Below are 13095 nucleotides of genomic sequence, written 5' to 3'. Positions count from 1 at the left end.
GATGCTATGACCAAAGCCGTAATCGTTGCCGCCGCACGCACTCCCGTCGGCAGCTTTCTGGGATCGTTCGCCAATATCCCCGCGCATGACCTGGGCGCAGCGGTCCTGCAGGAAGTCGTGTCCCGGGCCGGGATCGACCCGGCCGAAGTTTCCGAAACGATCCTGGGCCAGGTCCTGACCGCGGGCCAGGGCCAGAACCCGGCGCGACAGGCGCATATCAACGCGGGCCTGCCGGCCGAATCCTCGGCCTGGCTTCTGAACCAAGTCTGCGGGTCTGGACTGCGGGCCGTTGCCTTGGCCGCCCAGCAGGTAACGACGGGCGATGCCACGGTGGTGCTGGCGGGCGGCCAGGAAAGCATGTCGATGTCCACCCATGCGGCCTATCTGCGTGCGGGCCAGAAGATGGGTGACATGCAGTTCATCGACACCATGATCCGCGACGGCCTGTGGGATGCCTTCAACAACTATCACATGGGAACCACGGCCGAAAACGTCGCCCAGAAATGGCAGATCAGTCGCGACCAGCAGGACGAATTCGCGCTTGCTTCGCAGAACAAGGCCGAGGCCGCGCAAAAGGCGGGCCGCTTTGATGACGAGATCGTGGCCTTCACGGTCAAGACCCGCAAGGGCGACACGGTCGTGGACAAGGACGAATACATCCGTCACGGCGCCACCATCGACGCCATGCAGAAGCTGCGCCCGGCGTTTTCCAAGGACGGCACGGTCACGGCGGGCAATGCGTCCGGCCTGAACGACGGCGCGGCGGCGGTGATGGTCATGACCGAGGACGAGGCCAGCCGCCGCGGCCTGACCCCCCTGGCGCGCATCGCATCCTGGTCAACGGCAGGGCTTGACCCGGCGATCATGGGCACCGGCCCGATCCCGGCCAGCCGCAAGGCACTGGAAAAGGCGGGCTGGTCCGTGGGCGACCTGGATCTCGTCGAGGCGAACGAAGCCTTTGCCGCCCAGGCTTGTGCCGTCAACAAGGACATGGGCTGGGACCCCGAGATCGTGAACGTGAACGGCGGCGCCATCGCCATCGGCCACCCGATCGGCGCATCGGGCGCACGCGTCCTGAACACCCTGCTGTTCGAGATGAAGCGGCGCGACGCGAAAAAGGGCCTTGCCACGCTGTGCATCGGGGGCGGCATGGGCGTCGCCATGTGCCTGGAACGGTAAGGCAGGAAAACGTGCGCAATATCATTGCGCACGTTTGGCCATCCTTGTAGCAATATTTCGGGGACGGCAAATTCTTGAAAAGGGAGGGATTCATGTCCAAGGTTGCACTTGTTACCGGGGGGTCGCGCGGCATCGGCGCGGCAATTTCCAGGGCACTGATGGAGGCGGGATACACCGTCGCCGCCACCTATGCCGGCAACGACGACGCCGCAAAGGCATTCACCGAGGAAACCGGCATCAAGACCTACAAATGGTCGGTCGCCGACTATGACGCCTGTGCGGAAGGCATCAAGCAGATCGAGGCCGAGCTGGGCCCGATCGCCGTGCTGGTCAACAACGCCGGCATCACCCGCGACGCGATGTTCCACAAGATGACCCCGCAGCAGTGGAAAGAGGTCGTCGACACCAACCTGACCGGCCTCTTCAACATGACCCACCCGGTCTGGTCGGGGATGCGCGACCGCAAGTTCGGCCGCATCATCAACATCAGCTCGATCAACGGACAAAAGGGCCAGGCCGGCCAGGCGAACTATTCCGCCGCCAAGGCGGGCGACCTGGGCTTTACCAAGGCCCTGGCCCAGGAAGGCGCCCGGGCGGGCATCACCGTGAACGCGATCTGCCCCGGCTATATCGCGACCGAGATGGTCAAGGCCATCGACGAAAAGGTCCTGAACGAACGCATCATCCCGCAGATCCCGGTCGGCCGTCTGGGCGAGCCCGAGGAGATCGCGCGCACCGTGGTGTTCCTGGCGTCCGACGACGCGGGCTTCATCACCGGTTCCACCATCTCCGCCAATGGCGGCCAGTTCTTCGTTTGAGGGAAACACCCATGAGAGACCTCGGTCCCGATATCGACCCGATCGAATCCCGCGAATGGCAGGACGCCATTGCCGACGTGATTGAACGCGATGGCCCCAACAGGGCTCATTTCCTTCTCGATAGAGCCGTCGCACAGGCCCGCGCCGCCGGGGCAACGCTGCCGTTCTCTGCAACGACCCCTTACCAGAACACGATCCCCGTGGACGATCAGTATGAGTTTCCGGGCGATCTGGACATGGAATGGCGCATCCGCACCATCAACCGCTGGAACGCCATGGCGACGGTCGTGCGCCGCAACAAGGAATCCAGCGAATACGGCGGGCATATCGCATCCTTCGCCTCCTCGGCGGTGATGTATGATGTCGGGCTGAACCACTTCTGGCGCGCGCGGTCGGCGATTCACGGCGGCGATCTGGTCTTCTTCCAGGGCCATGTCGTGCCGGGGATCTATGCCCGGTCGTTCATGGAGGGGCGGATCACCGAAGAGCAGATGCTGAACTTCCGGTCCGAGGTCGGGGGCGAGGGGCTGTCGTCCTATCCCCATCCCTGGCTGATGCCGGACTATTGGCAGTTCCCGACCGTCAGCATGGGACTTGGCCCGCTGATGGCGATCTATCAGGCGCGGTTCATGAAATACATGCACAATCGCGGGCTGATCGATATGGCCGACCGCAAGGTCTGGTGTTTCCTGGGCGACGGAGAGATGGACGAGCCGGAAAGCCGCGGTGCCATCGACCTGGCCGCGCGCGAGGGGCTGGACAACCTGATCTTCGTGATCAACTGCAACCTGCAGCGTCTGGACGGCCCGGTGCGCGGCAACGGCAAGATCGTGCAGGAGCTGGAGGGCAACTTCCGTGGCGCCGGCTGGAACGTCGTCAAGCTGCTGTGGGGCAAGGGCTGGGACGAGCTGCTCGAGAACGACACCACCGGCCGGCTGCGGCAGCTGATGGACGAAACGGTGGACGGCGACTACCAGACCTTCAAGTCGAAGGACGGCGCCTATATCCGCAAGCATTTCTTCGGCAAGTACCCCGAGACGGCGGCGCTGGTCGAGGACTGGACCGACGAGCAGATCTGGTCGCTGAACCGAGGCGGCCATGACCCCGAGAAGGTCTATACCGCCTTCCGCCGCGCCGTGGACACCCAGGGCCAGCCAAGCTGCCTGCTGATCAAGACGATCAAGGGCTACGGCATGGGCACCGCCGGCGAGGGCCAGAACATCACCCACCAGCAGAAGAAGCTGGCCGAGGACCAGCTGCGCGCCTTCCGCGACCGATTCAAGATCCCGGTCAGCGACGAGGATCTGCCCAAGGCGCCCTTCGTCACGCTGAACAATGCCCAGAAGGCCTATCTCGAGGACCGGCGCCGCGCGCTCGGCGGGGCGTTCCCGCAGCGCCAGTCGCAGTCCCCGCGGCTGACGGCTCCGCCGCTGGAGGCGTTCAAGGCGCAGCTGACCTCGACCGGCGACCGCGAGATCTCGACCACGATGGCCTTCGTGCGGGTCCTGACCACGCTGATCCGCGACAAGGAGCTGGGCCGCCACGTCGTCCCCATCGTCCCCGACGAAAGCCGCACCTTCGGGATGGAGGGGCTGTTCCGCTCGGTCGGCATCTACAACCCGCAGGGCCAGAACTACACGCCCGAGGACCGCGAGCAGATGTCCTACTATCGCGAGTCGGTGGACGGGCAGGTGCTGCAGGAGGGGATCAACGAGGCCGGCGCCATGGCCGACTGGATCGCGGCGGCGACGTCCTATTCGAACCACGGCGTGCCGATGATCCCGTTCTTCGTCTACTACTCGATGTTCGGGTTCCAGCGCATCGGCGATCTGGCCTGGGCCGCCGGCGACAGCCGCGCCCGGGGCTTCATGCTGGGCGGCACCGCGGGACGCACCACCCTGAACGGCGAGGGGCTGCAGCACGAGGACGGGCACAGCCACATCCTGGCCGGCACGATCCCGAACTGCGTCAGCTATGACCCGACCTTCCAGCACGAGGTCGCGGTGATCGTCCAGAACGGGCTGAAGCGGATGTACGAGGATCAGGAGGATGTCTATTTCTACATCACCCTGATGAACGAGAACTACGCCCATCCCGACATGCCCGCCGGCTGCGAGGAAGGCATCGTCCGCGGCCTCTACCGCTTCCGCGAGACGAAGAAGCCGGGGGCGAAACACGTCAACCTGCTGGGGTCGGGCACGATCCTGATGCAGGCGCTGAAGGCCGCCGACATGCTGCAGGCCGACTTTGGCGTGACCGCCGACATCTGGTCGGCGACCAGCCTGAACGAGCTGGCCCGCGACGGCCAGGACGCGGCGCGGTGGAACCGGCTGAACCCGCTGGCCGAGCCGCGCGTGCCCTATGTCACGCAGGCCCTGTCCCGCGCGACCGGACCGATCATCGCCGCCACCGACTACATGAAGAACTATGCCGAGCAGATCCGCGCCTTCGTGCCGGGACGGTTCACGGTGCTGGGCACGGACGGCTTCGGACGCTCGGACAGCCGGGTGAACCTGCGCCGGTTCTTCGAGGTGGACGCCAACCACATCGCCGCCGCCGCCATGGTGGACCTGTTCCGCGAGGGCGCGATCGACGAGGCGACGCTCACCGCGGCGCTGCAGAAATACGAGATCGACGGGGACAAGCCCAATCCCCGGCTGGTGTGACAAGGGACGAGGAGACGCAGAATGGCTATCGAAGTGAATGTTCCCGACATCGGCGACTTTTCGGACGTGCCGGTGATCAGCATCCTGGTGAAGGTGGGCGACAGCGTCGCCAAGGAAGACCCGCTGATCGAGCTTGAATCGGACAAGGCCACGATGGAGGTACCCAGCCCCGTGGCCGGCACGATCGCCGCGATCGCGGTGAAGGAGGGCGACCGGGTCTCGGAAGGGGCACTGATCCTGACGGTCGAGGGCGACGCCGCGGGCGCTGCCCCCGCCCCGGCCGCGGCGGCCGCGCCGGCCCCGGCCGCCGCGCCCGCGGCAGCGACGGCCGCCAGCCCGGCTGCGGCGCCGGCCGTCACCGACAGCGGCTTCGGCAAGGCGCACGCCTCGCCCTCGGTCCGCGCCTTCGCCCGGCAGCTCGGCATCGACCTCGCCAAGGTGAACGGCACCGGCCGCAAGGGCCGCATCCTGCGCGAGGACGTCACCGCCTTCCTCAAGTCCAGCGCCGCTCCGGCGGCGGCGGCGGGCGGCGCCGTCTCGGGCGGCATGGGGATCCCGCCGATCCCGGTCATCGACTTCTCGAAGTTCGGCCCCATCGAGAATGTCGAGATGGCGCGGATCAAGAAGCTGTCCGGCCCGGCGCTGCACCGGTCCTGGCTGAACATCCCGCATGTCACCCACCAGGAAGAGGCCGACATCACCGAGATCGACCAGTACCGCAAGGAACTGGACGACGACGCGAAGAAGGACGGCTACCGCGTCACGCTGCTGTCCTTCGTCATCAAGGCCAGCGTCTCGGCGCTGCGCAAGCACTGGGAGTTCAACTCGTCGATTCACCCCGACGGCGACAAGCTGATCCGCAAGTCCTACTACAACATCGGCTTTGCCGCCGACACGCCGAACGGGCTGGTGGTGCCGGTCATCAAGGACGCCGACCGCAAGGGCATCGTCGAGATCTCGAAGGAGCTGGGCGAGCTGAGCGGCAAGGCCCGCGCCGGTGAGCTGAAGTCGCAGGACATGCAGGGCGCGACCTTCACCATCTCGTCGCTGGGGGGCATCGGGGGGACCGCCTTCACCCCCATCGTGAACGCGCCCGAGGTGGCGATCCTCGGGTTGACGCGCTCGAAGATGGCGCCGGTCTGGGACGGGCAGCAGTTCGTGGCCCGCAACATGCTGCCGATGTCGCTGAGCTATGATCACCGGGCAATCGATGGGGCGCTGGCCGCCCGCTTCGCCGCCACGCTGAAACACCTGCTCGGCGACGTGCGCCGGATCATGCTCTAGGAGGACGCCGCAGATGGAAGTCAAGGTTCCCGACATCGGCGACTTCAAGGACGTGCCGGTCATCACCCTCTTGGTCGCCGTGGGCGACGAGGTTGCCGAGGAGCAGCCGCTTATCGAACTGGAATCCGACAAGGCGACGATGGAGGTGCCCAGCCCCACCGCAGGCCGGATCACCGCGATCTCGGTCAAGGAAGGCGATCGGGTCTCCGAAGGATCGGTGATCCTGACGCTGGACGCCGCCGGCGCCGCCGCCGAACCCGCCAAGGGCAAGGAGGAGCCGCGCAAGGACAGCAGCGGCGGTCGTGACAGCAGCCCGGCCGCAGCTCAGCCCGTCCCGGCAGCGCTGTCCGCTTCGGCGCGCGGCGACATCCATGCCGAGGTGGTCGTGCTCGGTTCAGGTCCGGGCGGCTATACGGCGGCGTTCCGCGCGGCCGACCTGGGCAAGAAGGTCGTGCTGATCGAACGCTATCCAACGCTGGGTGGGGTCTGCCTGAACGTCGGCTGCATTCCGTCCAAGGCTCTGCTGCACGCAGCCAAGGTCATCTCGGAAGCCGAGGAGATGGGCCATCATGGCCTGCGCTTCTCGCCGCCCGAGGTGGATCTCGATGCGCTGCGCGGCTGGAAGAACTCGGTCGTCACGCAGTTGACGGGCGGTCTCAGCGGTCTGGCAAAGGGCCGCAAGGTTCAGGTCGTGACCGGCTTTGGCACCTTTGCCGGACCCAACATGATCGCGGTCGACATCGACGGGGCGAAATCCACGGTCAGCTTCGACCAGTGCATCATCGCCGCCGGGTCCGAACCCGTGAAGCTGCCGTTCATTCCCCATGACGATCACCGCGTGATCGATTCCACCGGCGCGCTGGAACTAGAAGGCGTGCCCGCACGCCTTCTGGTTCTGGGCGGCGGCATCATCGGGCTGGAAATGGCCTGCGTCTATGACGCGCTGGGGTCCAGCGTAACGGTCGTGGAACTGATGGACCAGATCATCCCCGGCGCCGACAAGGACATCGTCAAGCCCCTGCATAAGCGGATCGAGGCCCGATACGAGAAGATCCTGCTCAAGACCAAGGTCACGGCGGTCTCGGCCGACGAGGACGGGCTGACCGTCACCTTCGAGGACGACAAGGGCGGCACCACCACCGATCGCTTCGACAAGATCCTTGTGTCGGTCGGGCGTCGGCCCAACGGCAAGATGCTGAACGCCGGCGCCGCGGGCGTGGCCGTGGACGACCGCGGATTCATCGCCGTGGACAGCCAGCAGCGTACCAATGTTCCCCATATCTTCGCCATCGGCGACGTGGTGGGCCAGCCGATGCTGGCGCACAAGGCAGTCCATGAAGGCAAGGTCGCAGCCGAGGTCGCGGCCGGGCACAACCGCCACTTCGACGCCCGCGTGATTCCCTCGGTCGCCTACACCGACCCCGAAGTTGCCTGGGTCGGCGTGACGGAAGCCCAGGCCAAGGCCAGTGGACTGAAGGTCGGCAAGGGCGTTTTCCCCTGGGCTGCCTCTGGACGGTCGCTTTCAATTGGCCGGTCCGAGGGCATCACCAAGCTGATCTTCGACGAAACCGATCAACGCGTCATCGGCGCTGCCATCGTCGGCCCGAACGCCGGCGATCTGATCGCCGAGGTGGCCTTGGCCATCGAGATGGGAGCCGATGCGGTCGACCTTGGCCACACGATCCACCCGCATCCTACTCTGAGTGAGACGGTGAACTTTGCTGCCGAAATGTTCGAGGGCACGATCACCGACCTGATGCCGCCGAAGAAGCGTCACTGACCGTGATCGGGCGGCCACATCGGATCGCCCGATGCCTTCCGTCAGCACAGCAACAGGAGCCTGCTATGACCGACAAGAAGCCCGCCATGGATTTCAATGAAGCGCTCAAGGCGTTTGATCCGACATTCCTTTTTCCGTTCATGAACTCTCAGGGCATGGCGGACTCGTTCCGCCGTCAGAATGTTGACGGCCTCGATCCCGCCTTGATGCTGAAGATGTGGCAGAAACGGCTGGATGCCTTGGCCAGTGCCAACGAGCACGCAAGATCCCTCTACCGGTTGCAGATCGAGCGTCAGTTCCGGATTTTCGACGACATGACGGCTGCTGCAACAGACAGCATGAAGCGGTTCGACACATCCGTCCGCTCCGAGGCGTCTGGGAACAATATCAAGGTTCTTTCGGACGCGGTCGACAAGGCTGTCGCGCTGATGCAGCGGCTTTCGGAGGAATCTCTGGTGGCGATGACCGAAACTCAGAAACGGTTTGCAGGTGAGGTGGATGCGGCCGTCAAGGACTTGCGCGGCGCTTGAGCGACGAGGTCGGGTGACCCCATCCTGTACCGCGACGCGCACAAGAGCATCAGCGCGCTCCTGCTGGTGATCACCATTCGACCCAGACCATGGTGCGCCGCGGATCCGGCAAGCCCGAGAATATCGGCTGCGTTGTAACAGACCCCCAAAGGGCCGGATTGGCCCGACGCTTCGGAGGAGGAAAGATGCCCCAAGTTTTCACATTCGTCATGGCCCTGCTGCCAATCGCCACAGTGTTCCTGCTGCTGGTGGTTCTGGCGCGTTCGGCCAAGCTTTCGATGGGCGTTGCCTATCTGGTCACGGCCGCGACCGCGCTTTTGGTCTGGGGCACGGACCTCAACAAGATTCTTGGCGCCACCGTGAACGGTGCCTTGACCGCAGTCAGCTTGCTCTACATTATATTCGGCGCGATCCTGATGCTCTACACGCTAGAGGAAAGCGGCGGCATCCGGTCGATCCGGGCAGGGTTCACCAGCATTTCGCCTGACCGGCGGGTACAGGCGATCATCATCGCCTGGTTGTTCGGATCGCTGATCGAGGGGGCGTCCGGGTTTGGCACGCCCGCGGCCATCGCTGCGCCACTGCTGGTTGCCATCGGCTTTCCGGCCATGGCAGCGGTGCTGGTATCGCTGATCATCCAGTCCACGCCTGTGTCATTCGGGGCAGTCGGCACGCCGATTCTTGTCGGTGTCAATACCGGGCTTTCGGGTCAGGCGATTGTCGAACAGACCATCACACCGATGGCCTTCGCTGACTATCTGGTCGAGATTGCTGTCAAGGTTGCCACGCTGCATGGCCTGATCGGCTTTCTGATCCCGTTGATCATGATCGGCATGATGACGCGGTTCTTCGGTTCCCGGCGGTCCTTCACCGAAGGGTTCCGCATCTGGAAATTCGCGCTGTTCGCCGGGCTTGCCTTCACCGTTCCGTACTGGATCATTGCCAGCCTGCTTGGCCCGGAATTTCCGTCCCTGGTGGGCGGCATCATCGGGCTGCTGATCGTCGTTCCCGCCGCACGGGCCGGCTTCCTGATCCCGAAGGAGGTCTTCGACTTTCCGCCCCGCGAACAGTGGGACGGAAAATGGGTCGGCAAGCTGGAAGATCTGGAGGATCACCGTGCCGGGCTTGAGATGATGTCGTTGCTCAAGGCCTGGGCGCCCTACATATTCGTGGTTCTTCTGCTGGTCGCGACGCGCACGATTCCCGATTTCAAGGCCTGGCTGACCGCCCCGGAACGGACCATGGCCTTCGATGATCTGTTCGGGTCGGGCATCAATGCCCGCGTGCAATGGCTGTATCTGCCTGGAACGGTGCTGATCCTCGCTTCGCTGTTCACCTTCCTGTTCCATCGAATGCGTCCGGCCGATTACGGCAAGGCATTGCGTACGTCGGGATTGACAATGATCGCGGCGGCCCCGGCACTGCTGTTGGCGGTGCCGATGGTGCAGGTGTTCATCAACTCTGCCTCGGACACGATGGCGTCGATGCCGATCGTGCTCGCCGAAAGCGTCTCGGCCGTGGTCGGCAGTGCCTGGCCGATGTTCGCGCCACTGATCGGGTCGATGGGCGCCTTCGTCGCCGGATCGAACACGATTTCGAACATGATGTTCTCGTTGTTCCAGTTCTCGACCGCTGAACAGATCGGTCTGGGCGCGGCCGGGGCCGGATTGGTTGTTGCGCTGCAGGCCATCGGCGGTGCGGCAGGCAATATGATCTGCGTGCACAACGTGGTGGCAGCCTCGGCCACGGTGGGACTTGTGGACCGCGAGGGCGAAATCATCCGCATGACCCTGATCCCGATGTTCTATTATATCGTCCAGGGCGGCTTTCTTGGTCTTGCTATCCTGGCGGGCGGGCCGAACCTGTGGTGGATCGCCGTGCTGATCTGGCCGGCCGCCGTGCTGTTCCTGATGTCGCGCAATCGCGGGGCTGTTTCCGCCACCCAAACACGCTGAGGTCGTCATGTCCGGACAACCAAATCCCCGCGTCGGCCTTTTCGTGACCTGTCTCGTGGATGCAATCCGCCCCAGCATCGGGTTTTCCGCCATCCAGCTTCTGGAGGAGGCCGGATGCCGGGTCGAGGTGCCGCAGGCACAGACCTGTTGCGGGCAACCGGCCTTGAACAGCGGAGACGAAAAGGATGCAGCAGCACTGGCGCGACAGACCATCGCTGCTTTCGAGGGCTTCGACTATATTGTGCTGCCCTCGGGATCCTGTGCGGGAACCATCGTGCACGGCTATCCGGACCTGTTGGCCAAAGATCCGGTCTGGGCGCCCCGCGCCCGGATCCTCGCCGCGAGAACGCACGAGATCACCAGTTTCCTGGTTGATGTGATGGGTTTTCGGCCAAAGGGCCGTCGCCTGTCAGCGACGGCCACCTACCACGACAGTTGCGCAGGGCTGCGCGAACTGGGCATCGCCGCGCAACCCCGTGCGCTTCTGGCCGAGGTCGCGGGCCTGGAGATGCGGGGATTGGAAGGCAATGATGTCTGCTGCGGCTTTGGCGGCACGTTCTGCGTCAAGTATTCCGACATCTCGAACGCGATCGTCACCGAAAAGGCTGAGGCGATCGAGCGCACCGAGGCCGACCTGCTTCTGGCGGGAGATCTGGGATGCCTGATGAACATGGCAGGCAAGCTGAACCGCCGGGGCGCAAGGACGCGCTGTTTCCACACCATCGAGGTTCTGGCGGGCCGGGCCGACGGTCCCGCCATCGGCGAGGAGGGCCGGAAACCATGAGCGCATCAGGGGCAGCCGTGCAGGTTTCGTTCAAGGACCGTGCCAAGTCGGCACTGGCGGACCGGACGCTGAAGATCGCCATCGACCGCACCACCGGCACCGCCGAACGCAAGCGCGCGGTGGCGGTGGCGGCGTTTCCCGAATTCCAGGCCGCCCGCGCCCGTGGCCGCGCGATCAAGGATCACGTGATCGCCCATCTGGATCATTATCTTGAGCAGTTCGAGCGCAACGCCACCGCAGCCGGGGCGACGGTCCACTGGGCGTCGGACGATGCCGAGGCGCGCGCGATCATCACCCGCATCTGCCTGGATGCCAACGCCAGGCTGGTGACGCGGTCGAAATCCATGTTGGGCGAGGAAATCGGCCTGCCGCATGCCTTGGCCGATGCCGGGATCGAGCGGGTCGAGACCGACCTGGCCGAACACATCATCCAGCTTGCCGGAGAGGCTCCGTCGCACATTGTCTGGCCCGCGATGCACCGCACCCGCGAACAGGTGGCCGAACTGTTCAAGGTCGCGCATCACCCGCCGCCCGCCGCCGACGATCCCGCCACCATGGTGCAAAGCGCGCGGCGCGAATTGCGCGCCAAGTTCCTGGGCGCCGATATCGGCATTTCGGGGGCGAACTTCCTGGTGGCCGATACCGGCGCCACCTGCACGGTCACGAACGAAGGCAATGCCGAACTGACCACCACGCCGCCTCGCATCCATATCGTCACGGCGGGAATCGAAAAGATCGTGCCCACCACCGCCCATGCCCTGTCCCTGCTGCGTCTGCTGGTGCGGTCGGCCACGGGCGGCGAACTGACGCAATACACGACATTCCACTGCGGACCCAAACGTCCTGGCGATGCCGATGGTCCCGAGGAGATGCACATCGTGCTGGTGGACAACGGCCGCACCAGAATGCTGGACAACGAGTTCCGCGAGATGCTGCGCTGCATCCGCTGCGGGGCCTGCATGAACCATTGCGTGGTCTATCGCCAGATCGGCGGGCACGCCTATGGCGGCACCTATCCCGGACCGATGGGTTCGGTTCTGACACCAGTGCTGAACGGGCTTGCCGGTTCACGCGACCTGCCCAATGCCTGCACCATGAACGGCCGCTGCGCCGAAGTCTGCCCGGTCGAGATTCCCATACCCACGCTGCTGCGCGCCTGGCGGATCCGCAGTTGGCGAGAAAAGCTGGAACCGGGAAGCCTTCGCGCCGGCATCGGTATCTGGGCCTTTCTGGCCCGGCGTCCCGGTCTTTACGGGCTGGCCAGCCGGATCGGCGTGCGGGCCCTCCGGTTGTTCGGCAAGGGAGGCTGGATCGCGCGCCTGCCGCTGGCGGGCGGCTGGACGGCCCATCGCGACCTGCCGCGCCCGGCGGGCCGCACCTTCATGGAACAGTATCGCGCCCAGCAGGCACACAAGGGGAGCCGCCCATGACCGCCCGCGACCGCATCCTGTCCGCGATCCGCGCCGCCCTGCCACAGGAACGCCCGGCGCCCGACGCCATCTCCGCCGAGGCCAAGGCCCTGCTGGCCGATCCCGACACCAGCCGCCCCCGACTGGTCGCTGAGGGGCTGTTCGATGCCTTCATCCTGAAGGCTGAGGCGATCGGCACGACGATTGACCGCGTTGGCGGCATGGAAGCCGTTCCCGACGCTGTGCGGCGCTATCTGTCGGGACACGGCCTGTCACTGTCCCTGGCCGTGGAACCGACGCCGGCGCTGACCGCACTCGACTGGACGGGCCTTGACACCGGCACCACTCTTGCCCCGGACCAGCCGGCAGCGCTCGGAAAGGCGCTTTGGGGTATCGCCGAAAGCGGGTCCTTGATCGTGCATTCGGGCGCCGATACGCCGATCTTGCTGTCTTTCCTGCCCCTCCATCATATCGTGGTGCTGCAGGAATCCGATATCCTGTCCCATCTCGAGGACTATGCTGCGCAGCTGGCCGATCGGCCCCATCCGCGCAACGCGATCCTGATCACCGGACCCAGCGGCACGACCGATATCGAGGGGAGCTATGTGCGCGGGGCGCATGGGCCGGGCTTCCTGCATGTGATCCTTGTTGCAAGCACAGACTGACAACCTGCCGGTTGCCAGTCCCCAC

10 protein-coding genes are annotated in these 13095 nt (G+C 65.1%); all 10 read left to right on the top strand.

Annotation, left to right across the window (positions count from 1 at the left end; all coding sequences use genetic code 11):
- Positions 1-6: 6 nt before the first annotated feature.
- The 10 genes from JHW45_RS06770 (at position 7) to JHW45_RS06725 (ending at position 13070) form a co-directional block, all read left to right on the top strand.
- Positions 7-1179: an acetyl-CoA C-acetyltransferase gene (locus JHW45_RS06770; protein WP_199257853.1), complete on the top strand. Its 1173-nt coding sequence runs from the start codon at positions 7-9 to the stop codon at positions 1177-1179.
- A gap of 92 nt (positions 1180-1271) precedes the next feature.
- Complete coding sequence (gene phbB / locus JHW45_RS06765; RefSeq protein ID WP_272860136.1) at positions 1272-1997, top strand: acetoacetyl-CoA reductase; 726 nt, start codon at positions 1272-1274, stop codon at positions 1995-1997.
- An 11-nt stretch (positions 1998-2008) separates the two neighbouring features.
- Positions 2009-4663: a pyruvate dehydrogenase (acetyl-transferring), homodimeric type gene (aceE, locus tag JHW45_RS06760; protein ID WP_272860135.1), complete on the top strand. Its 2655-nt coding sequence runs from the start codon at positions 2009-2011 to the stop codon at positions 4661-4663.
- Between the two features lie 21 nt (positions 4664-4684).
- On the top strand, positions 4685-5947 hold the full coding sequence (gene aceF, locus JHW45_RS06755; protein ID WP_272860134.1) for a dihydrolipoyllysine-residue acetyltransferase: 1263 nt from the start codon (positions 4685-4687) through the stop codon (positions 5945-5947).
- A 13-nt stretch (positions 5948-5960) separates the two neighbouring features.
- A complete protein-coding gene (gene lpdA, locus JHW45_RS06750; protein ID WP_272860133.1) occupies positions 5961-7727 on the top strand; it encodes a dihydrolipoyl dehydrogenase in 1767 nt (588 codons plus the stop codon).
- A 65-nt stretch (positions 7728-7792) separates the two neighbouring features.
- Positions 7793-8257, top strand: coding sequence for a hypothetical protein (locus JHW45_RS06745; protein WP_272860132.1), 465 nt, complete (start codon positions 7793-7795; stop codon positions 8255-8257).
- A 209-nt stretch (positions 8258-8466) separates the two neighbouring features.
- Positions 8467-10212, top strand: a complete 1746-nt coding sequence (locus JHW45_RS06740; protein ID WP_272860131.1) for an L-lactate permease — start codon at positions 8467-8469, stop codon at positions 10210-10212.
- 7 nt (positions 10213-10219) lie between these two features.
- On the top strand, positions 10220-10996 hold the full coding sequence (locus JHW45_RS06735) for a (Fe-S)-binding protein (protein ID WP_272860130.1): 777 nt from the start codon (positions 10220-10222) through the stop codon (positions 10994-10996).
- Positions 10993-12426, top strand: coding sequence for a lactate utilization protein B (locus JHW45_RS06730; protein WP_272860129.1), 1434 nt, complete (start codon positions 10993-10995; stop codon positions 12424-12426). Before JHW45_RS06735 ends, JHW45_RS06730 begins: the two co-directional genes overlap by 4 nt.
- On the top strand, positions 12423-13070 hold the full coding sequence (locus JHW45_RS06725; protein ID WP_272860128.1) for a LutC/YkgG family protein: 648 nt from the start codon (positions 12423-12425) through the stop codon (positions 13068-13070). Before JHW45_RS06730 ends, JHW45_RS06725 begins: the two co-directional genes overlap by 4 nt.
- The last annotated feature ends 25 nt before the right edge of the window (positions 13071-13095 follow it).

This window comes from Paracoccus stylophorae (assembly GCF_028553765.1).
GTDB lineage: Bacteria > Pseudomonadota > Alphaproteobacteria > Rhodobacterales > Rhodobacteraceae > Paracoccus > Paracoccus stylophorae.
This window is presented reverse-complemented; position numbering and strand designations above follow the sequence as displayed.